This window comes from Candidatus Sulfotelmatobacter sp., assembly GCA_035498555.1.
Lineage (GTDB): Bacteria > Eisenbacteria > RBG-16-71-46 > RBG-16-71-46 > RBG-16-71-46 > DATKAB01.
On the sequence record DATKAB010000053.1, the window covers coordinates 17,771 to 39,151 of the forward strand.

At 69.1% G+C, this 21,381-nt stretch carries 15 protein-coding genes; all 15 read left to right on the forward strand.

The features are described from left to right. The first annotated feature begins 132 nt into the window (after nucleotides 1-132). The 15 genes from VMJ70_04620 (at nucleotide 133) to VMJ70_04690 (ending at nucleotide 21,357) form a co-directional block, all read left to right on the forward strand. The gene (locus VMJ70_04620; protein HTO90392.1) at nucleotides 133-1,980 is read left to right on the forward strand and encodes a BamA/TamA family outer membrane protein; all 1,848 of its coding nucleotides are present in this window, start codon (nucleotides 133-135) and stop codon (nucleotides 1,978-1,980) included. Continuing rightward, nucleotides 1,981-6,096: a translocation/assembly module TamB domain-containing protein gene (locus tag VMJ70_04625; protein ID HTO90393.1), complete on the forward strand. Its 4,116-nt coding sequence runs from the start codon at nucleotides 1,981-1,983 to the stop codon at nucleotides 6,094-6,096. A 103-nt stretch (nucleotides 6,097-6,199) separates the two neighbouring features. Continuing rightward, a complete protein-coding gene (locus VMJ70_04630; protein ID HTO90394.1) occupies nucleotides 6,200-9,397 on the forward strand; it encodes a hypothetical protein in 3,198 nt (1,065 codons plus the stop codon). 167 nt (nucleotides 9,398-9,564) lie between these two features. Continuing rightward, a complete protein-coding gene (locus tag VMJ70_04635) occupies nucleotides 9,565-11,790 on the forward strand; it encodes a UvrD-helicase domain-containing protein (protein ID HTO90395.1) in 2,226 nt (741 codons plus the stop codon). After that, nucleotides 11,774-12,073: an Asp-tRNA(Asn)/Glu-tRNA(Gln) amidotransferase subunit GatC gene (gene gatC, locus VMJ70_04640; GenBank protein HTO90396.1), complete on the forward strand. Its 300-nt coding sequence runs from the start codon at nucleotides 11,774-11,776 to the stop codon at nucleotides 12,071-12,073. Before VMJ70_04635 ends, gatC begins: the two co-directional genes overlap by 17 nt. Continuing rightward, a complete protein-coding gene (gatA, locus tag VMJ70_04645) occupies nucleotides 12,070-13,545 on the forward strand; it encodes an Asp-tRNA(Asn)/Glu-tRNA(Gln) amidotransferase subunit GatA (protein ID HTO90397.1) in 1,476 nt (491 codons plus the stop codon). The genes gatC and gatA overlap by 4 nt, the downstream gene beginning before the upstream one ends. Continuing rightward, on the forward strand, nucleotides 13,527-14,984 hold the full coding sequence (gene gatB / locus VMJ70_04650) for an Asp-tRNA(Asn)/Glu-tRNA(Gln) amidotransferase subunit GatB (GenBank protein HTO90398.1): 1,458 nt from the start codon (nucleotides 13,527-13,529) through the stop codon (nucleotides 14,982-14,984). Before gatA ends, gatB begins: the two co-directional genes overlap by 19 nt. 52 nt (nucleotides 14,985-15,036) lie before the next feature. Further along, the gene (gene purD, locus VMJ70_04655; protein ID HTO90399.1) at nucleotides 15,037-16,338 is read left to right on the forward strand and encodes a phosphoribosylamine--glycine ligase; all 1,302 of its coding nucleotides are present in this window, start codon (nucleotides 15,037-15,039) and stop codon (nucleotides 16,336-16,338) included. A 1-nt stretch (nucleotide 16,339) separates the two neighbouring features. Next, on the forward strand, nucleotides 16,340-16,834 hold the full coding sequence (gene purE, locus VMJ70_04660; protein HTO90400.1) for a 5-(carboxyamino)imidazole ribonucleotide mutase: 495 nt from the start codon (nucleotides 16,340-16,342) through the stop codon (nucleotides 16,832-16,834). Nucleotide 16,835: 1 nt separating this feature from the next. Continuing rightward, nucleotides 16,836-17,483, forward strand: coding sequence for an L-threonylcarbamoyladenylate synthase (locus VMJ70_04665; protein ID HTO90401.1), 648 nt, complete (start codon nucleotides 16,836-16,838; stop codon nucleotides 17,481-17,483). Nucleotides 17,484-17,542: 59 nt separating this feature from the next. Beyond that, nucleotides 17,543-18,034, forward strand: coding sequence for a hypothetical protein (locus tag VMJ70_04670; protein HTO90402.1), 492 nt, complete (start codon nucleotides 17,543-17,545; stop codon nucleotides 18,032-18,034). Between the two features lie 40 nt (nucleotides 18,035-18,074). Beyond that, the gene (locus VMJ70_04675) at nucleotides 18,075-19,022 is read left to right on the forward strand and encodes a branched-chain amino acid transaminase (protein HTO90403.1); all 948 of its coding nucleotides are present in this window, start codon (nucleotides 18,075-18,077) and stop codon (nucleotides 19,020-19,022) included. 7 nt (nucleotides 19,023-19,029) lie between these two features. Further along, the gene (gene rpiB / locus VMJ70_04680; protein ID HTO90404.1) at nucleotides 19,030-19,494 is read left to right on the forward strand and encodes a ribose 5-phosphate isomerase B; all 465 of its coding nucleotides are present in this window, start codon (nucleotides 19,030-19,032) and stop codon (nucleotides 19,492-19,494) included. Beyond that, on the forward strand, nucleotides 19,491-20,747 hold the full coding sequence (gene glyA, locus VMJ70_04685) for a serine hydroxymethyltransferase (GenBank protein HTO90405.1): 1,257 nt from the start codon (nucleotides 19,491-19,493) through the stop codon (nucleotides 20,745-20,747). Before rpiB ends, glyA begins: the two co-directional genes overlap by 4 nt. 211 nt (nucleotides 20,748-20,958) lie before the next feature. After that, nucleotides 20,959-21,357, forward strand: a complete 399-nt coding sequence (locus VMJ70_04690; protein ID HTO90406.1) for a hypothetical protein — start codon at nucleotides 20,959-20,961, stop codon at nucleotides 21,355-21,357. The last annotated feature ends 24 nt before the right edge of the window (nucleotides 21,358-21,381 follow it).

Below are 21,381 nucleotides of genomic sequence, written 5' to 3' on the forward strand. Positions count from 1 at the left end.
CGGCACGAGGTTCGTTCAGCGGCGCCGCTTCGCAAGCCGGGCAGGCCATGGACGGCCGGTTGGAGATTCGTCTTCGGTTGCATCGCGATGGCCGCCCTGGCCGAGTGCGCCCGCGCGCAGGGAGTGGACGACGTGCCTACCGAGCTCAAGACCATCGCCTCGGTCCGGCTCGAGGGGCGGCATCACGTGTCCAGCAAGGACATCTGGCCGGTGATGAAGACGCGACGCCCATCGATCTGGCCATGGCATGACCGCCCGCGGCTGCGCGTGGATTTCCTGCGCGCCGACACCTCGTCGATCGCGGCGGTATTCCGCCAGCGCGGCTTCCTCGACGCCACCGTCACCTGGAAGATCCTGCCCGGGCCCGAACCTTCGCAGGCGGACGTTCGCTTCGTGATCGCTGAAGGCCGTCGATCGTACATTCAGAGCATCGATTGGCTGGGCGTCACGGCGGTGTCGGTGGACGGACTGCGCCATCACATCTACGCGAAGGTGAAGCAGCCGTTCAATCCCGCCTATCTGGTGGCGGACACGCTACGCATCGAGCGCTACTACCAGGATCGCGGCTATCTGCCGCGGGTGCGCGCCTTCGCCAGCCGTGAGTCGCTGGCGGTGACCGTGACCTACGAGGTGAACGAGGGGCCGCCCTATACCTTCGGCAAGGTCTATCTGTCCTCGCCGACCGAGCTGCACACTCGCGAGTACCTGGTGCGCCGCGAGCTGCTCATCAAGGACGGCGATCCCTTCAAGATGGAGCGGGTCGAGCGCTCGATCGACCGGATCTACGGCACCGGGCTGTTCAGCCAGGCCCAGATCACGCTGCTCCCCGACAGCGCCCGGCGAAAGATGGAGTTCGATCTGCGCGTTCGCGACAAGAAGACGCGCTGGGTGGACGCCGGCATCGGCAGCGGCACCAGCGAACGCTTCCGTTTCACCGGGGAGTGGGGGCACCGCAATCTGACCGGTCACGGCCAGCAGATGACCCTCAACTCCAGGCTGGCGTTCGACGGCAACGGGAAGTTCCTGCTGACCCGCACCGAGTTGTCGCTCCTCGAACCCTGGCTGTTCAAGACCCGCACCCGTGGCGAGGTCACCGGGTACTTCGAGGACCGCAACGATCGCGCCGACCCGCGCTGGGTCGTGGAACAGACCGCACGCGGCGTGAGCCTTCAGCTGAGACGCGAGCCGAGCCCCACCGTGCTGCTGCGCGCAACCCTCGACAATACGTTCGTGACCCAGGCGCTGCAGATCCTGGCGACGGGCATTCCGCAGAACACCATCGACTCGCTCCAGCTCGAGACCCGGCCGTCGTACACGACCCACCGGCTCCAGCTCGGCTTCGACCACAATTCGCGAGACAACCCTCTGAATCCGACCCGCGGCACCGTGCAGTCGGTGCTCGGGGAGATCGCCGGTGGACCGCTCAAGGGCACCAGCAGCTTCTACAAGCTCGGTGGGGCGATCGGGGGCTATCAACCCAACCGCAACGGGACGGTGTTCGCCTGGCGGGTGCGAATCGGCGGCATCCACCCGTTCGGCGAGGGCCCGCTGCTCACCCCCACGGTGGGTCTCGACAGCCTGGTGGCCCAGGTGCCGCTCGAAGACCGCTATCGGATCGGCGGCGTGAACACGGTTCGCGGTTACTCCGAGAACTCGATTCCCACCACCGGCGGGCTCGCGGTGATCTTCGGCAACGTCGAACTGCGCGTGCCGGTGATCGGTCCGTTCGGGCTCGAGATCTACGCGGACGCCGGCAACGCCTGGGAGCGGACCGCGCGCATCCGAATCGAGAACTTCAAGCCGGTGTTGAGCCACGAGTCGATGGGCAAGGATGACGTCCGTTATGTGTTCGGCATCGGCCCGCGCATGAATCTTCCGATCGGGCCGCTCCGGCTCGATTTCACCTGGAGTCTGCGACCGGACGCCACCGGTCCCGCCCTGGTCGCCGAACCCCAGTTCGCCATTGGTCCGAGCTTCTGAATGTGTCCTGACGACCCGCTTTCGCCCTCTCCCGAAACGCCGGCCCCGCCGCCGGAGCATGAGCCGCACTCCGCCGTCGAGCAGGTGCAGGAGCAGGTGCACGAGCTGGTCGAAGAAATCAAGGAAGAGATCCACGAGGTCGTGGAGCACGTTCCGCAGCCGGTGCGCTGGACGGTGGCCCGCATCGCGATGCTGGTGGCGTTCGGGCTGGTCGGACTGGTGGCGCTGATCCTGGTGAGCACGGCGCTGTACCTGGCCCATCGCACCGTGTGGGTGGCGCAGGAAATCACGGTGGTGCTCAATCAGGCGCTCGCCACGCGCACCGATCTGGTGCTCCAGATCAGCGATTTGAAGGGCAATCCGCTGACCGGCGTGCATGTCGTTCATCCGGTGGTTCGATTCCGGGACGGGCACGGGCCGCCGCTGCTCGAAGCGCGCGAGATGCAGCTTCGCTACCCGGCCTGGGGCCTGGCGACGGGAGGCCCGGGGCCGATCGAGATCGAGCTGGATCGTCCGGTCGTGCACCTCACCCGGGCTGCCGACGGTTCTCTGCGGCTGCCGCAGTGGCGAAGCGGGCTCATTCACGGCGGCAAATCGAGACACCTCGATCTCGGAATCACGATTCGGGACGGCTCGATCGAGCTGCCCATGAAGCAGCCGGGGATCGCGGGGCTCGAAGCCCGCGCGCGCGTACAGATGGGGGACGAGACTTCGGCGGCGCTCGATCGGCTCAGCTTCCGGAGCGGCCCGTGGGGATCGGCGCTCGATCAGCTGCGAGGCAGCTATGCGTCGGGCGACAGCGTGCGGATCCGGGTCGACGAGCTGCGCGGGCCGGACGTGATGCTGTCGGCGCGCGCCACCTGGAAATCGGACGCCCGGGAGCGCTTCGTTCACGCCAACATCGATCGCGTGCGCTGGGCGTGGCTGGCGAAGGTATTCGACAACGGGGTCTTCGACGTGCCGGGGCTCGGCCGCTTCTCGCTGGACGCGGTCGGGGATCGCGACTGGCGCGCGGATTTCCGCGGCGACCTGACCTGGAACGGACTCGCCGCCAACGGCAGCGGCCACCTCACCTATGCTCGCGGCAAGCTGGTGGTGGAGCCGCTCGACGCGGTCACGCCTTCCGGAACCGTGCATGGGAGATTCGACTGGGCGGGGGGGCGGTGGACGCTGGCCGCCGCGGCCGACCGGGTCGATCCGCGCGCCTGGCATGCGTTCAAACTCGACGGCTGGCCACAGGGAAACCTGAATGGCTCCTTCGCGTTGACCGAGAACGACAAGCACGATCTCGATCTGCGCGCTCGCCTGCTCGGCTCCGAGCTCGCGGGCTGGCGCGCCGACAGCGCCGAGGTGCTCTACCACGCGCCGGCCGCCACCACCGACACCTTCACCGTGGACTACTTCCGTCGCGGCGGCGAGTTCTCGCTGCGCGCCGGCACCCGCTCGTGGGGCTGGTTGGGGAGCTGGAGCGCGATGCACTTCCCGCTCGAGGAGTGGCCGGACGGGCGCGCCAGCGGGCTCAAGGGCACCCTCGCCGAGGGGCGCGGCGGCGTGGTGAGCCGCGGCAACGCCCTGACGGTGGACGGCTCGCTGTCCGGCAGCCAGAGCGAGTGGCTCGGCGCGCATTTCGCGAACTGGCGTCTGGATCAGCTCCATGGCCGTTTGCTGCCCACCCCCGATCTCGACGCCGGCGGCGAGATGCGCGACCTGATGTTCCTGGGACTGCACTTCGACAGCAGTCGAGTGGCGGTTCACCTGCTCGATCAGCGCGCCAGCCTCGACAGCGTGACGGCCTGGGCCGGCGATACCACGATCGCGGTGGGAGGCGATGCCAGCTGGACCCGCGACGGCTGGAAGATGCGACTCGATCGCGCCGCCGCGAGCAGCAGCCAGTTCCGGTGGATCGCGGATCCCCCGCTCGATCTGGCCGGAGACCCGCGCGGCGTCGACTTCGATCGGCTGATCGCGCACGACGGGAGTTCGCGCCTCGAATGCACCGGGCGTTGGGCGGCGCCGGGAGGCACCTACTCGTTCGACGCACGCGCGCACGCGCTCCAGCTCTCGCGCCTGGGCTTGCCGCTCGACTGGCGGCTGGGGGGCAGCGCGGATGCGCAACTCTCGGTGCGCGGCGTGAACGGCGACCCCAGCTGGAGCTTCGACGCCGACTGCACCGGGCCGGAAGAGGGCGGCCATCGCGCCGACTCGCTCGACGTCGCGCTCGAAGGCATGAAGCGCCAGCTGGTCGTGAAGAACCTGGTGCTCGGGGTGGGCGGCGGCGAAGCGCGCGCCAGCGGGCGCGTGGATCGAACCGCGAGGGCGTGGCCCGACACTCTCACGGCGGACGGCGTGGTGCGCTGGCTCGCCGAGGGCGCAAGCTGGGAGGGGAGCGCGCGCGTGAGCCAGATCGCGCTCGAGCAGGCCGAGCACCTGCTGCCCAAGCCGATGGGCTGGTCGGGACGCCTGGATGCCAGCCTGCAGCTGAACGGCAGCCCCGCCCATCCCGAGTTCACGCTCAAAGCCGATGCTCAACCCTTCGGCTGGCGCGATTTCAAGGTGGATGCCGGAGCGCTCGAGTGCTCGTACGCGTCGGAGCGATTGCGCGTCAATCAGGCCCGGGTCACGCGCGGTTCGGTGGTGTCCACTGCTTCCGGCAGCCTGCCGCTGGCGCTGGCCCTCGGCCGTCCCGCCCGGATCCCCGATCAGCCCATGGACTGGAAGGTGCAGATCCCGAACGGCGATCTGGCGCTGCTGCCGGTGTTCGTGCCGCCGCTCGGCTGGGCGCGCGGGCGGTTCGCGCTCGAGGCACGGGTCGCGGGCACCGCGCGATCGCCGCGGCTCTCGGGCACCACGCGGATCCGCGACGGAGCGATTCGCATGGCGGGCCGCGAAGAGGTGCTCGACAAGCTGTCGGCGGATTTCCATTTCGATGAAGCGCGCGTCACGCTCGACAGTCTGCGCGCACGCCAGGGCCAGGAAGGCACGGTGTTCGGCAAGGGCGTGGTCGAACTCGACGGTCTGGCGCTCAAGGGCTACCGGTTCGATCTGCAGCTGCGTCAGTTCACCGCCGTCGAGGAAGGGCTCTACGCCGCGCAGTTCGACGGTGATTTCGTGGTGGGCAATGGCCCGAAGGTCCAGGGTTCCACGCTTCCCGAGGTGACGGGCAACGTGCAGTTGCGCAGCGCCGCGGTGCTGTTCGATTTCGCCAATCAGAGTCAGGCGCAGCAGCTCGCCGCCACCACCCAGCCGCTGTTCTGGACCTATCGCGTTCAGGTGGCCGCGAGCCGAAACCTCCACTGGCAGCCGCCCGACGGTGACATCGAATTCAGCGCCGATTTGACGCTCGAGCAGACCCCCGATTCGCTGCAGATCTACGGGGACCTGCAGAGCTTGAAGGGCACCTATTACTTCCTCAGCAACAAGTTCGACATCTCGCGCGCGAACCTCACCTTCGACAACGAGACCGGGGTCAATCCCCAGCTCGACATCGAGGCGACCACCCGGATCACCTCGTTCCAGGGGGCGGCCTCGAGCGCCGAAGAAATGAGCGCCGATTCCTCGGGAGCCCCGCACGTGATCACCGCCACGATCACCGGCCGGGCGAACGAGCCGGTGGTGGATTTCGCGAGCGATCCGCCCGACTGGGACCAGCCTCGAATCCTTCGCGAGCTGACGGTGGGGCGCTTCTACGACCCCAAGCAGGGTGGGGTCCAGCTGGGGGACCCGCTGGACAGCTACCTGACCCAGGCCATCAATCGGACCATGTCGGCGGAAATGTCACGAGCGTTCAAAGGCTACATCAGCGACTGGGAAATCCAGCGCGAGCAGGGCGGATTGCTGCGCGGAGAAGGGGACGTGGTGCTGGGGCTTGGCACCCAATTGACACCGAATATTTCCCTCCACTATCGACAGCGATTGCCGGGATTCACCCGCACCGGCCCCACCACCGACCCCGGTGAGGCCTTCGAGCGCGACGTGGAGGCCGAGTACCGGCTGAATCGATTCGTCTATCTTCAGACGGAGCTTACGCAAAGGCGATCGCTGGGCGGGACCTCGAACACCACCACCGCCAACTGGCCGGATTTCAATGTCAACCTGAAGGCCCGCTGGGAGTACTAGCACTGAAATTGCGGGCAACTGGGTGGAACCCATTGCGTCGGAACGGGTGTATCGTGTCTGAGGGCGGCCGCCACCAGAAGCCGAACGGGGGGGAGTTTTCTTGATGCGTCGCGGGTGGATCGCCGGACTGGTCGCCGGATGGCTGCTGGCCCTGACCTCGGGGACGGCTTCGGCTCAGTACTTCGGCCAGAACAAGGTCCAGTACCGGCAGTACGACTGGCGGTCGATCACCTCGGACCATTTCGACGTCTACTACTACTCCGGTCTCGACAGCCTGGCGATGCGGGTGCTGGACCTGGCCGAGAAGGCGCACGCCTACCTCGCGCCCCGGATCGGGCACAACCTCGGCCGCCGCGTCCCGATCATCCTCTACGGCTCGCACAACGATTTCTCGCAAACCAACATCACGCCCGAGCTGATCGACGGCGGCACCGGCGGATTCACGGAAGCGCTCCGCAATCGCGTGGTGATCCCGTTCACCGGCTCCTACGACGAGCTTCGCCACGTGGTCGTGCACGAGCTCACGCACGCCATCATGTTCGACCTGCTCTATGGCGGCTCCGCGGCCGCGATGATCGCGCGCCAGAGCTTCTTCTCGATGCCGTTGTGGTTCGCGGAAGGCTCGGCCGAGTACTTCTCGCTGGGCGGCGACGAATCGAACGAGGAGATGTTCCTGCGCGACGGCACGATCGAGGGCTACCTGCCACCGCTCGAGTACTCGGGCGGCTACATCGTCTACAAGCAGGGGCAGTCGGCGGTCGGCTACCTGATCGATCGCTTCGGCGAGGATCGGTATCGCGAGCTCATGCAGCGGATCCACAATTATCGCAACTTCGATCGCGCCTTCCAGCGCACCACCGGCATGACGGTGTCCAAGTTCGACGAGCAGTGGCGCGAGTACCTGAAGCGCCGCTACTGGCCGACGATCGCGATCAAGCAGCAGCCGGACCGGTACGGGCGCGCGCTCACCGACCACCGCCACGATCAGAGCAATCTCAACACCTCGCCGGCGGTCTCGCCGCAGGGCGACCGGATCGCGTACTTCTCGGACCGCAAGGAGTACACCGACGTCTTCGTCATGTCGGCGATCGACGGGCACGTCCTGACGCGGCTGATTCGCGGCGAGCGCGGCGTCAAGTTCGAGAACATCCCCTCGTTCCGCAGCTCGCTGACCTGGTCGCCCGACGGCAACAGCATCGCGTTGACCGCGAAGAGTGCGGGCCACGACGTCCTCTACGTGGTGAACGCCGACAACGGCGACGTCCAGGAGCGGTTCGATCTGCGCTGCGATGCGCTCGCCTACCCGGCCTGGTCGCCGGTCAGCGACGACATCGTCGTGGCGGGCGTGAAGGACGGGCGGTCGGATCTCTACCTGGTGAACTCGAAGACCGGAAAGGTGCGCCGGCTCACCAACGACGCCTATGACGAGACCGAGCCCTGCTGGACGCCCGACGGCAAGACCATCACGTTCTCCTCGGACCGGCTGGTTCCGGTGGTGATGCACGCCCAGCACACCCCGCAGGGCCCGGGCACCTACGCGCTCTACAACCTCGACCTCACCACCGGCGAGATCAGCAAGGTGCTCGAGATGTGGGGCGCCGCGCATTCCCCGGCCTGGTCGGGCGACGGTCGCAAGCTGGTGTTCATCTCGGATCGCAACGGCACGCCCAACGCTTACGTGTGGGACAGCGCCGATTCGCTGGTTACTCAGCTCACCGACGTCCTCGGAGGTCTGATGAGCGTGAGCTGGTCGCGCCAGGGGGATCGCGTCGCCTACTCGGCGTTCACCCATGGTGGCTTCGACGTCTACGTGGTGCGCGAGCCGCTCTCCCTCGACGGCGTGCTTCGCCGACTCAAGCAGCATGCGCCGCAGACGGTGCTGACCATGGACGTGGCGGCGAGCGCGCCGCGTGACACCATCACGCGTTTCGCGCCCGCCAGCGGGGCGCTGGCCGTCAGCTTCCCCGACAGCGTCTCGGGCGCCCCCAAGGACACGCTGCTGGCGGGAACGCCGCCGGCCGGTCATGGCGAAGGCGAGGGGGCGCGGCACGGTGGCCACGAGCCCTCGTTCGGCGGTGAGCCCCCGGCGTGGACCGGCGAGCCGGGCCGCATGGTCGAGCGCGAGGAACCGAGGAGCGCCGAGCGCGACAGCGCGCTGGCGCTCGCCACCACGGTTCCGCTCCAGGAGCATGGCGGCCCGTTCGCGCTTCCCGATTCCCTGTTGGGACAGCCGTCCACGCCGTATCGCGTGAAGCTCGCGCCCGACTACGCTGGCGGCGGCTTCTACGCGTCGACCGGATACGGGTTCGTGGGCAGCACGCAATTCGCGTTCAGCGACTTCCTCGGCAACCACGAGCTGTACATTTCGACCGACGTCTTCAGCAGCTCGCTCGATCAGACCAACGCGCTGGTGGTCTACAACTACCTGCCGCGCCGCTGGGACTACAGCTTCGGTCTGTTCCACTTCAAGAACTACTACTCGTCGTCGGTGTCGTCGCTGGGCGAGGAATTCGGGGCGCCGCGGCTGTTCTCCGAGCGTAACTTCGGCGGGATCGGATCGGCGTCCTATCCATTCGACAAGTTCTGGCGGGTGAGCTTCAACCTCACCCAACTGTTCGTCGAACGGCAGTTCTTCGCCGAGGACGTGTTCGGCAATTTCTACCAGCAGAACCGGCAGTACCGCTCGGTCACTTCGCCCAGCGTCTCGCTGGTCGCCGACAATTCGCTGTTCGGCTACTACGGCCCGGTCAACGGGCATCGCTACAACCTGACCTACGCGCCCGCACTCGGCGTCCTGCCCAACGCGCTTTCGTACCAGACCGTGACGCTCGATGGCCGCCGCTACACCGATTTCGGCCACGGCTACTCGTTCGCGAGCCGGCTGCTCGCCGGCGCCAGCTTCGGCCCCAACGCGCAGTCGTTCCACGTCGGCGGCGCGGCGACGCTGCGCGGCTATCAGGATCTCACCCTGATCGGCACGCGCATGGCGATCTACAGCGCCGAAGTCCGGTTCCCGTTCATCCAGCAGATGGGAATCGTCGGCCCGCTACCGATCGGCCTGATGAACCTGCACGGCGCGATCTTCGGGGACGTGGGCGGGGTATGGGACAACAGCTTCAGCCCGCGCCTGAGCGTCGTCGGTCCCTACGGGCGTGTGCTGAGCGCTCCCAGAGTCGGGTTCGGCACCGGGCTGCGCACCTACTTCTATTACATGATCATGCGACTCGATGTCGCGTGGCACACCGACATGCACTTCACCAGCCAGCCCCACTGGTACTTCACGATCGGCCCCGAATTCTGAGGCGCGCCACCGCCTTCGATCACTGTGTTGCCGAGGTCGCTCCTCGCCGTGAAGTCTCCGAGGGGATACGCCTCGCGCGTCGCTTCTCCGGCGCCCGGTGCTCGAACGCGCTGACGCGCCTCCTGGGTTGAACCTTCATCGCGGGGTGCCGTAGATTGCGAGGTCCTGTGGATCTCGCCAGCCCCCGCACGAACTCGTTCTCCAACGCTCTCGCCGCCTCGCTCAACGAGGCGCAGCGCGCCGCCGTGCTCCACGAGGGTGGTCCCCTGCTGGTGGTGGCGGGAGCCGGAAGCGGCAAGACCCGCGTTCTGACCGCGCGCATCGCGCGGCTGCTCGACCACGGGATCGCACCGGGCGCGATCCTCGCCTTCACCTTTACCAATCGCGCCGCCCGGGAAATGCGCGAGCGGTTGCGGGCCATGGCCGGCGACGCCGCCCAGTCACTCTGGGTCGGCACCTTTCACGCCACCGCGGTGCGCATCCTGCGCCGCGAAGCGGCCCGGCTCGGCCTGCCCTCGAGCTTCGCGATCTACGATCGCGAGGATCAGGAGAGCGTGCTGAAGCAGGTGATCGCGCGTCTCCAGCTCCCCGAGGACGCCTATCGCCTGCCGGTGGTGCGCGAGCGGATCTCCTCCGCCAAGAACGCGCTGATCGACCCCGATGCCATGGAGCGCTCGGCCGACTCGCCATTCGAACGGCGGATCGCCGAATGTTATCGCGCCTATCAGGAAGCGCTGCGCTCGCACGGGGCGCTCGATTTCGACGACCTGATCGCCGAGACCGTCCAGCTGATGCGTGATCATCGCGAGGTAGGCGAGGCGTGGGCGCGCCGCTTCCGTCACGTGCTGGTGGACGAATACCAGGACACCAATCACGCCCAGTTCCTGCTCGTGCACGCCCTGTCCGCCGCGCACCGCAATCTGTTCGTGGTGGGCGACGACGATCAGTCGATCTACGGCTGGCGGGGCGCCGATCTCTCCAACGTGCTCGACTTCGAAACCGCGTTTCCCGGGGCGTCGGTGATCCGGCTCGAGCAGAACTATCGCTCCACGTCGAGGATTCTCGCCGCCGCCAACGCGGTGATCGCGTGCAATCGCCACCGCAAGGGGAAGACTCTGTGGTGCGAAGGGCCGGAGGGCGACCCGATCCGCTTCGCGCTCGCCTCCGACGAGGCCGAGGAAGCGCGGCGCGTGCGGCGCTGGATCGAGTCGTGCCGCTCGCGCGGCCGGCGGCTGTCCGACTGCGCGGTGCTCTATCGAACGCACGCGCAATCGCGCGCGCTGGAAATCGAGCTGCGTCAGAGCGGGATCGGCTATCAGATCGTGGGCGGCATCTCGTTCTTCCAGCGCCGCGAGGTGAAGGACCTGCTCGCCTATCTGCGGCTCGCCGTCAATCCGGTGGATCTGGTGTCGTTCTGGCGGGTGTGGAATCTGCCGCGTCGCGGTCTGGGACCAGGGGTGCGCGCTCAGGTCGAGGCGGCGCTCGAAGCCGGCGCCGCGACGCCGCCCGAGGCGCTGGCGCGCGTCGCGGCCGAGGGTCGTCTGCCGCGTCCGGCGCGCGCCGGCGCCGAGGCCTTCCTCGCGCTGCTCGAAGAGATCCGCACGCGCCGCGCCGAGAGCGCGGAGACGCTGCTGCGGCTGGTGCTCGAGCGCACCCGCTACCTCGACACGCTCGACGACGAAGAGGCTCGCGAACGCGAAGAGCGCCGGGGCGTGATCGAAGAGCTGGTGGCGGCCGGATCGTACACGCCCGATCTGGATTCCTTCCTGGCCGAAGCCGCACTGGTGACCGACGCCGATCGGCTCGAGGAGGGCGCGGATCGCGCGTTGCTGCTCACCATGCACAACGCCAAGGGCCTCGAGTTCCCGGCGGTGCTGGTGGCGGGCCTCGAAGAGGGCTTGCTGCCGCACGCGGCTTCGCTCGACGACGAATCGCGGCTCGAGGAGGAGCGCCGCCTGTTCTACGTGGCGCTGACCCGCGCGCGCGAAGAGGTGATGCTGACCGCGGCCGCCTACCGCCGCCGGTGGGATGGTCCCGGCGGAAGCCAGATCTCGCGCTTCGTCGACGAGATCCCGGCTGAGCTGCTCGAGCGCGAGGAAGAGCGCCCGGCTTTCGGATGGCGCATCGACTCCGGGGATACCGGAGACTGGCGTGGCGGGCGCCGCCGCGCACACGGCTTGCGCAGCGGCGGGGCGGAGGACGGCGCGGCGTTCGCCTCGACTCGACATCGCGCGGTGGGGCGCACCGTACACCACGATCAGTTCGGGCGTGGCGTGGTGATGGCGGCCGACGGCGAGGGCGAATCCGCGCGCTTCACGGTTCGATTCGGCACCCAGATCAAGCGGGTGCTGGGGCGATTCCTGAGTGGAGGGGACGATGGCGATCCGGCGTGACGAAGTGGAGCGCATCGCCGAACTGTCGCGGCTGCGGCTGTCTCCCGAGCAACTCGACACCATGGCCGGACAGCTCTCGAGCGTGCTCGAGTTCGTGGCCGCGCTCAATCGGCTCGATCTTTCCGCGAGCGAGCCGGGCACCTTCGCCTCGTCCGAAGGAGCGCTGCGTTCCGATGTGGTGAACGGCCGCCGCCTCGGTGCCGAGGTCGCCACGCGCGAAGCCCCCGAGTCCGAGGACGGATTCTTCCTGGTGCCACCGATCGTGGAGAACCTCAATCCATGACCGCCTCCGAGCTCTGGCGGCATTCGGCGCGTGCGCTGACCGGGCGTGTGCGCTCCGGTTCGACCGGCGTCAACGATGCGGTGGAGTCAGGATGGGAGGGGCCGGCTGCGAGCTGGGAAGCCGAGGTCCACGCCATCGTCCACGCCGATCGCGCGGCGCGCGAGAAGGCGTGCGCGGGCTCGCGCTCGGGCGCGCTTGCCGGTGTGCCGGTGGTCGTCAAGGACAACCTCTGTACCACCGAATATCCGACCACCTGCGCCTCGCGGATTCTCGGCCGCTGGACCTCGCCCTATGACGCGACCGTGGTCGCGCGGCTCCGGGAGGCGGGAGCGATCGTCACCGGCAAGGGCAACATGGACGAGTTCGCGATGGGCTCGTCCACCGAGTTCAGCGCTTTCGGTCCAACCCGCAATCCCTACGACCTGACGCGAGTGCCGGGGGGCTCGAGCGGCGGGCCGGCGGCCGCGGTCGCCTACGGGCTCGCGCCGCTCGGGCTCGGCTCGGACACCGGCGGCTCGGTGCGGCAGCCGGCCGCGTTCTGCGGCGTGTTCGGGCTCAAGCCGACCTATGGACGCCTGTCGCGTTACGGGCTGGTGGCATTCGGTTCCTCGCTCGACCAGGTCGGCGTGTTCGCGCGCCATGCCGGCGACGCGGCGCTGGCCTACGAGATCCTGGCCGGCCCCGATCCCTTCGACGCCACCACTCGCCCCGGCCCGGCCCCCGACGTGAGCGGCTGGGATCGCGGCGTTCGCGGGCTCCGCTTCGGCTGGCCCGCCAATCTGTGGAAGGAGGGAGTCGAGCGCGAGGTGATCGCCGGACTCGAAGACGCCGCCTCGTGGCTCGAACGCGCCGGGGCGGTGCGCGTCCCGTTCGACTTCCTCCCCGGCGAGTATGCGGTTGCCACCTATTACCTGGTGGCCACCGCCGAGGCCAGCTCGAATCTCGCGCGCTTCGACGGCGTGCGCTACGGCTTCCGCCACGCCGACACCCCCGAAGTGGCGGAGCTCTACAGGCGCACCCGCAGCGAAGGGTTCGGCCCCGAAGTCCAGCGCCGCATCCTGCTCGGAACCTATGCGCTCTCCGCAGGCTACTACGACGCCTACTATCTCAAGGCCCAGCGGGCGCGCACGCGCATCCGCCAGGAATACGAGGACGCCTTCCGGCGCTGCGACTTCATGCTGCTGCCGGTGTCGCCCACCCTGCCGTTCCGTCTCGGCGAGAAGACCGACGATCCGCTGGCCATGTACCTCAGCGACATCTTCACCATCGGCGCCAATCTCGCCGGCATCCCCGGGCTCACCTGCCCGGTGGGGCTGGCGGCCTCCGGGCTGCCGCGCGCCGTGCAGCTGCTCGGACCCTACGATTCCGAGCCGGTGCTGCTGCGAGCCGGTCGCGCGATCGAGGTGGGTGGCGAGGAGGCGCGGCTCGACCGCGAGCACGAGCAGGAGTTCGCATGGCCCGCGAAGCGGTAATCGGGCTCGAGTGTCATATCCAGCTCCGCACCGCGAGCAAGATGTTCTGCGATTGCCCGGCCGAGTTCGGCGCGCCCCCCAATGCCAACACCTGCCCGGTGTGTCTCGGCCTGCCGGGGGCGCTGCCGCGCGCGAACCGCGAGGCGATCGACGCCGCCATGCGGCTCGGCCTGGCGCTCGACTGCGAGATCCGCGAGCGCAGCGTGTTCGCGCGCAAGCATTACTTCTATCCCGACATGCCGAAGAACTATCAGATCACCCAGTACGACCGGCCGCTGTGCGAGGGAGGAGCGCTCTCGGTCCAGACCGCCGATGCCGAGCGCGAGTTCGCCCTCACCCGCGTTCACATCGAGGAAGACACCGGCAAGTCGTTCCATCCCGAGCGGCACGGCGACCGGCGCATTTCGAGGGTGGACTTCAACCGCGCCGGGGTGCCGCTGCTCGAGCTCGTGACTCAGCCGGTGTTTCGCACGCCCGAGGAGTGCGGTGCGTTCCTCGGGGGACTGCGGCGCCTGGTGCGCTGGCTGGGCATCTCGGACGGCGACATGGAAAAGGGACACTTGCGCTGCGACGCCAACGTCAGCCTGCGCGAGGTCGGGGACGCGAAATTCGGCACCAAGACCGAGCTCAAGAACCTGAATTCGATCAAGGGTGTCGAGAAGGGCATTGCCGCCGAGATGGCGCGGCAGTCCCGCGCGCTCGACGCCGGCCAAAGAATCGAACAGGCGACGCTGCTCTACGACGCCGACCACGACAGGCTGGCGGTGATGCGCTCCAAGGAACACGCGCACGACTACCGCTACTTCCCCGATCCCGATCTACCCGAGCTGGTGGTGGGGCGCGCCTGGGTGGACGCGGCGCGCGCCTCGCTGCCCGAGCTGCCGTGGGCGCGTGAGCGGCGCTTCGTCGAGGCCTTCCGCCTGCCGGCCTACGACGCCGCGGTGCTTTGCGAGGGGAAGGAACTTTCCGACTATTTCGAAGCGCTGGCCGCGGCCGCGCCCCCCAAGCTCGCCAGCAACTGGGTGATGACCGAAATGCTGCGGGTCATGAAGGCCCGGGGCGTGACGCTCGGCGAGTGGGCCGTGAAAGTGCCGGTGGCCCGCTTCGCCGATCTGCTCAAGCGACTCGAGGCCGGCCAGCTGACCGGCCCAAACGCCAAACAGGTGTTCGAGGAGATGGCCGAGACCGGCGACGATCCGGGGGCCATCGTCGCGCGCCGCGGTTTCCGGGTGCAGGCGTCGGCCGACGAGTTGCTGCCGGTGGTTCGCGAGGTCCTCGAGGCGCATCCCGGCCCGGTGGCCCAGGTGCTGGCCGGCAAGACCGCGACCATCGGATTCCTCGTCGGCCAGGTGATGAAGCGCACCGGGGGGCAGGCCGCGCCGCAGGTGGTGCAGGAGCTGCTGCGCGAAGAGCTGGCGCGGCTGGCGTCGAAGCTCTGACGGTGGCGCGCGGGCTTGCCGCGCGCCGAGCGCCATCGCTACAGTCCCGGGCATGAGTGTCCGGCGGATTCTCGTCATCGGCTCGGGAGGTCGCGAGCACGCGCTGGCCTGGCGGTTGAGCCGCGATCCCGAGCGGCCCCAGGTGCGCGTGGCGCCCGGCAATCCCGGCATCGCCGCTCGCTTTGACTGCCTTCCGATCGATGGGGCGAATCCCGAGGCGGTACTTGCGGCGGCGCGCGCGTACGCGATCGAGCTGATCGTGGTAGGTCCCGAGGTGCCGCTCGCCGCCGGCCTTGCCGACGTGCTCGAGTCGGCCGGCATCCCGACCTTCGGCCCCTCCGGCGAGGCGGCGCGGCTCGAGAGCAGCAAGTGGTTCGCCAAGCAGGTGATGAGCGAGGCGCGCGTGCCGACCGCCCGCGCCGAGGCGTTCGACGACGTGCACGCCGCGCGTGAGGCGCTCCCGCGCTTCGGCCCGCCGTGGGTGATCAAGGCCGACGGGCTCGCCGCGGGCAAGGGCGTGCGGGTGACGGGAGACCGACGCGAGGCCGAGGACTTCCTCGCCGACTGCTTCACCCGCCGGCGCTTCGGCGCGGGCGGGAGTCGCGTGGTGCTGGAAGAGTTCCTGGCCGGCGAGGAGGCTTCGGTGATGGCGGTGTGCGACGGGAATCGCGCGCTGCTGCTCCCCGCGGCTCGCGACTACAAGCGCGCTTTCGATTCGAATCGCGGCCCCAACACTGGCGGCATGGGCGCGCTGGCGCCGCACCCCGGCGTGGGGCCGGCGCTGGAATCCGAGATCGAGCGGCGGATCGTCTCGCCATTGCTGGGCCGGATGCGGGAGCGCGGAACTCCGTTCCGCGGTCTGCTCTATTGCGGACTCATGCTGACCGGAACCGGGCCGCGCGTGATCGAGTTCAACGTGCGCTTCGGCGATCCCGAGGCGCAGGTGGTGTTGCCGCTGCTCGAGGGGTCGCTGAGCGAGCTGCTGCTCGGCGCGAGCCGGGGCGCTCTCGACGCCGGAGCGGTTTCGCGGGCGCCCGGCGCCGCAGTCGCGATCGCGCTCACCGACGCGGGCTACCCGGATTCCACCGCGGGCGCCGGCACGATCGTCGGGCTGGAAGCGCTCGAGTCCGATCGGAACGTCGAGATCTTTCACGCCGCCACCGCTCCCTCGCCGGGAGGCTGGCGCGTCACCGGGGGTCGCGCCGCCTACGTGATCGGGCGTGGCGCCGATCTCTCGGAAGCGAGGGCGGCCGCCTATCGCGCGGTGGATCGGCTGTCCGGAACCGGCTGGCGCGCGCGGCGTGACATCGCCGCCGACGTCGGCGCATCGAACGCCACCACACGGGGAGCTTGAAATGGCGAAGAGCGGGGAGGCCCGGGCGATCCGGGTCGGGATGGTGATGGGCAGCGAGTCCGATCGCGCGGTGATGGAAGAAGCCGGCCGCGTGCTGGACGAATTCGGCGTGGGATGGGAGCTGGTGGTGCGCTCGGCGCACCGAACGCCGGAAGCCGCCGCGGAGTGGGCGCGATCGGCGAAGTCGCGCGGAATCCAGGTGATCGTCGCCGCGGCCGGCGGCGCTGCGCATCTCGCCGGAGCGATGGCCGCGCATTCGCGACTGCCGGTGCTGGGCGTGCCGCTGGCCAGCTCGCCGCTCGGCGGATTCGACGCGCTGCTCTCGACCGTTCAGATGCCGCCGGGCGTGCCGGTGGGAACGCTCGGGGTGGGATCGTGGGGCGCGCGCAACGCCGCGCATCTCGCGCTGCGCATCCTGGCGCTGGGCGACGCGGCGCTCGCGCAGCGGCTCGAGGAGCACGCGCAGCAGGTCGCTGCGGCGGGAGGGAAGCGCTGACGTGGAAGTGCTGAAGGTGGATCCCGAGCATCCCGACGACTCGGCGCTGCGGGCGGCGGCGGAAGCGGTGCTGCGCGGCGGCGTGATTGCGTTTCCAACCGACACCCTCTACGGGCTCGGTTGCTCGCTGTTCGACGTCGCCGCGGTGGAGATGGTGGCGCGTCTCAAGCGACGCGACCCGTCGCTGGCGGTGATCTCGCTGATCCCCGATCCGCTCCAGGCCTACGGACTCGCCTCCGACGTGAACGAGGTCGCGGCGCGTCTGATCGAGCGCTGCTGGCCGGGGCCGCTGTCGCTGATCTTCCACGCCGGGCCGATCGTCCCGGTGCGGGTGCGCGGCGCCGGCAGCACCGTGGCGCTTCGCTGCCCGCGCGACACGCTGTGCCAGAAGCTGCTGGATCGCATCGGCGGTCCGGTGGTGTCGAGCAGCGCCAACCTGTCGGGACAGCCGCCCGCCGAGACCGCCGAAGAGGTGCTGCGCATCTTCGGCAACCAGCTCGACCTGGTGCTCGACGGCGGGCCGCGACGCGGCAATGTTCCCTCGACGCTGGTGGACGTGAGCGGGACGCGCCCGCGCCTGCTGCGCAAGGGGGCGCTCGACGTGACCGCGCTGCTCGGCGACTTCGAGGATGGCACGCGCGAAGGCTGACGATTCCCGGACGACGGCGGTTGACGCTCGCTCGACCAGCGGCCTATCCTCGTTTCGACATGTCTCGCACCACACCCGGGCTTCGCGTGCTGTTCGTCTGCACGGGGAATACCTGTCGCAGCCCGCTGGCCGCGGCCGCGCTGGTGGCCGAGCTGGGCGAGGAGGCCGCGCGGGTGGTGGTGGAATCCGCCGGGACCGGAGCCTGGGAAGATCAGCCGGCGAGCCCGCTCTCGGTGGAGGTGGCGGCCGGCGACGGGATCAGCCTGCGCGAGCACCGTTCGCGCCGGCTCACCGCCCCCATGGTTCGAGAGGCCGACTGGATCGTGGTGATGGAGAGCGCGCATCTGGGCGCGGTTCGCGCGCTCGGCGCCGATCCTGCGCGCACCTTCGTGCTCAGCGAGTGGCCGGCCCCCGGCGAGCCGATGCTGACCATCGACGACCCGTTCGGTGGCTCGCGCGAAGCCTATGAAGAGTGCTGGCGCAGGATCCGCCATCACGTGAAGCGGCTGACTTCTCAGGTGCTGGACGTGCTGCGCACCCGGTCAGCCTGAGCGCAGTCCTGATTCCTGGCCGACGCCGGCCGGAGGTCCTATGGCGATTCAGAAGGCCAGAACGATCTGGATGAACGGGCGCTGGGTGCCCTGGGAGGACGCCCGCATTCACGTGCTCGCGCACGTCGCCCACTACGCGTCGAGCGTGTTCGAGGGCCTGCGCGCCTATCGCACTCCGCGCGGCGCCGCCATCTTCCGACTCGACGAGCACATGGATCGGCTGATGTTCTCTGCGCGCGTGTATCGGATGGAGCCCAACTTCACGCGTGAGCAGATTCGCGAAGTCTGTCTCGAGGTGGTGGCACAGAACGAGCTCGGCGACTGCTACGTGCGACCGCTCATCTACCGCGGCTACGAGAATCTCGGCGTCAATCCCTACGGCTGCCCGGTCGAAGTTTGCGTCGCGGCGTTCCCGTGGGGCGGCTACCTGGGCGAGGACGCGCTGCAGCGAGGCGTGCCGGTCAAGGTCAGCTCGTGGACCCGGATCGCCCCCAACACGCTGCCGGCGATGGCCAAGTCGTCGGCCAACTACATGAACTCGCAGCTCATGAAGATGGAAGCGCTGGTGGACGGGTACAGCGAGGCGCTCGCGCTCGACGCCAACGGCTTCGTGAGCGAGGGGAGCGGCCAGAACGTGTTCGCGGTGCTGAAAGGCGAGCTGGTGACGCCGCCGCTCTCGAGCAGCGTGCTGGCCGGGATCACCCGCGATACCGTGATGGTACTGGCGCGCGAGCTGGGGCTCCAGGTGCGCGAAGAAGTGATGCCGCGCGAGATGCTCTACGCCGCCGAGGAGCTGTTCTACACCGGCACCGCGGTCGAGATCTCACCGATCGCGTCGGTGGACCGCATCCCGGTGGGTGGCGGCGAGCGCGGCCCGATCACGAAGAAGATTCAGGACGCGTTTTTCGCGATCGTGCGGGGCGAGACCCCCGATCGCTTCCACTGGCTGACCGCGGTGCCGGTTCCGGCCGGTGCGCCCAAGGTCTGAGAGGTCCGTGCGCGTCGCGCTGGGGAGTGATCACGCCGGCTTCGAACTCAAGGGACGCCTGATCCGCGAGCTCACCGCCCTGCGTCACGATGTGCAGGATCTCGGCACCTGGTCCACCGAGCCGTGCGACTACCCGGACTTCTGCTTCCCGGTCGCCGAGCGCGTCGCCCGCGGCGAGGCCGACCGCGGGATCGTGCTCGGCGGCAGCGGCATCGGCGAGAGCATCGCCGCCAACAAGGTGCTGGGGATCCGCGCCTCGGTGGTCACCAGCGACGAAACCGCGCGACTCACCCGCCAGCACAACGATTCGAACGTGCTGGCGCTCGGGGGCCGCACCAACCGCCACGAGGACGCGGTGCGCTGGCTCAGGATCTGGCTGGAGACCCCGTTCGAAGGCGGCCGGCACGTCCCGCGGCTCGAGAAGATCCGAGCCTACGAGCTCTCCCATCTCTCACCGCGGCAGGTGCCATGACGACTTTGCGGGAACAGGATCCGGCGATCGCCGACGCCATTGCGGCCGAGGAGCGCCGCCAGCTCGGCACCCTCGAGCTGATCGCGTCCGAGAACTTCGTCAGCCCGGCGATACTCGAGGCGCAGGGCAGCGTGTTCACCAACAAGTACGCGGAGGGGCTCCCGCGCAAGCGCTACTACGGCGGCTGCGAGTACGTGGACATCGCCGAGGAGCTGGCGATCGAGCGCGTGAAGAAGCTGTTCGGCGCCGATCACGCCAACGTGCAGCCGCACTCGGGGGCCTCGGCCAATCTCGCCGCCTACCTCGCCTGCTCGCAGCCCGGTGACGTGCTGATGGGAATGAGCCTTGCCCACGGCGGGCATCTCACGCACGGACACCCGGTCTCGATCACCGGCCGGCTGTGGAAGGCGGTGCAGTACGGCGTGCGTCCCGAGGACGGCCGCATCGACTACGACGCGGTGGCGGCGATGGCGCGCGAGCACCGGCCGCGCCTGCTGGTCGCGGGCGCCAGCGCCTATCCGCGGCTCTTCGACTTTCCGCGGCTCGCCGAGATCGCGCGCGAGGTGGAGGCGGTGCTGGTGGTGGACATGGCGCACGTCGCCGGGCTGGTCGCGGCGGGGCTCCATCCCAGCCCGGTCCCGCACGCCGACTTCGTCACCAGCACCACGCACAAGACGCTGCGGGGCCCAAGGGGCGGATTCGTGTTGTGCAAGAGCGCGTGGGCGGAGAAGCTCGACAAGTCGGTGTTCCCCGGGCTCCAGGGCGGTCCGCTGATGCACGTGATCGCGGCCAAGGCGGTGTGCTTCGGCGAGGCGCTCGACGACAGCTTCGTCGGCTATCAGAAACGGGTGGTGGCCAACGCCCGCGTGCTGGCGGAGACCCTGTTGCTGCACGGTTTCGAGCTGGTTTCGGGCGGAACCGACAATCACCTCCTGCTGGTGGACCTGCGGAAGCGCGGGCTCACCGGCAAGGTGGCCGAAGAGGCGTTGCATCGCGCCCGCATCACCGTCAACAAGAACGCGGTCCCCAACGATCCGCAGAAACCCTGGGTGACGAGCGGCATTCGCATCGGGACACCGGCGCTCACCACGCGCGGCATGGGTGAGGAAGAGATGCGGAGGATCGGCGGCTGGATCGCGCGCGTGCTCGAGCGCCCCGACGACCTCGAGAACGGGCGCGCCGTGGAGCGCGAGGTGTCCGAACTGGCGGCGGCGTTCCCGCTGTTCGCTCGCGAGGCGGCGCTGCGCCGATAGGGCCGGGCGAGGCGTGCAGGCTGATTGGCCCGCACGACGCGGCCGCAATCCTCGCCTCGAGTTCCGCGAATCGCGAGGCGGTGGGTCAAATGCCCCCGCGCAACCGCAGCGACTTGCGGCGCCTTTCTTTCGCGCCCCGGAGCGTCGCCCGCGGCATCGAACCTGCACCGGTTCCCGCGGCCACTCGCGCTCGCACCCCGGGACCTCCACCATGCTCGACGCCCTGGATTTCTGGGATCTCGCCTCCCGCGTTCCCTACCTGTTCCCCGGCCGGATCCTGCATCGCGCCGCGCTGCTCGCCGCCTTCGGCCGCCGCTTCCCGCTCGCCGAGCGGCTGTTCGAATCCGCGGCGCTGCGCTATCGCACCCGCCTCGCGGTTCCGGCGCTCGCGCGCTTGCGCGCGCATCAGCTGATCGCCCGCGCCCAGGCCTGCCTGGCTTCGGACCGCGCGCGCGCGCTCGAGCTCGCGCACGAGGTCGAGACGCGTCTCAGCCGGCTCGACGATCTCGAGGACCTGGCGCCACCATTCGCGCTGACTCGAACGCGACAGGTTCGCGAGCGCTACCTCACCGAGTGGGTTCTCCCCGAACCCGAGAGCAAGGCGGCCTAGCGGTCGGGGCGGGTGGCCCCTGGT

Bases quoted from the DNA above. Each gene is read 5' to 3' on its own strand.
- VMJ70_04630 (HTO90394.1), top strand. From the start codon at position 6,200: ATGCGTCGCGGGTGGATCGCCGGACTGGTCGCCGGATGGCTGCTGGCC.
- glyA (HTO90405.1), top strand. From the start codon at position 19,491: ATGACGACTTTGCGGGAACAGGATCCGGCGATCGCCGACGCCATTGCG.
- gatA (HTO90397.1), top strand. From the start codon at position 12,070: ATGACCGCCTCCGAGCTCTGGCGGCATTCGGCGCGTGCGCTGACCGGG.
- VMJ70_04675 (HTO90403.1), top strand. From the start codon at position 18,075: ATGGCGATTCAGAAGGCCAGAACGATCTGGATGAACGGGCGCTGGGTG.
- VMJ70_04625 (HTO90393.1), top strand. From the start codon at position 1,981: ATGTGTCCTGACGACCCGCTTTCGCCCTCTCCCGAAACGCCGGCCCCG.
- VMJ70_04690 (HTO90406.1), top strand. From the start codon at position 20,959: ATGCTCGACGCCCTGGATTTCTGGGATCTCGCCTCCCGCGTTCCCTAC.
- gatC (HTO90396.1), top strand. From the start codon at position 11,774: ATGGCGATCCGGCGTGACGAAGTGGAGCGCATCGCCGAACTGTCGCGG.
- purD (HTO90399.1), top strand. From the start codon at position 15,037: ATGAGTGTCCGGCGGATTCTCGTCATCGGCTCGGGAGGTCGCGAGCAC.
- VMJ70_04670 (HTO90402.1), top strand. From the start codon at position 17,543: ATGTCTCGCACCACACCCGGGCTTCGCGTGCTGTTCGTCTGCACGGGG.
- purE (HTO90400.1), top strand. From the start codon at position 16,340: ATGGCGAAGAGCGGGGAGGCCCGGGCGATCCGGGTCGGGATGGTGATG.
- gatB (HTO90398.1), top strand. From the start codon at position 13,527: ATGGCCCGCGAAGCGGTAATCGGGCTCGAGTGTCATATCCAGCTCCGC.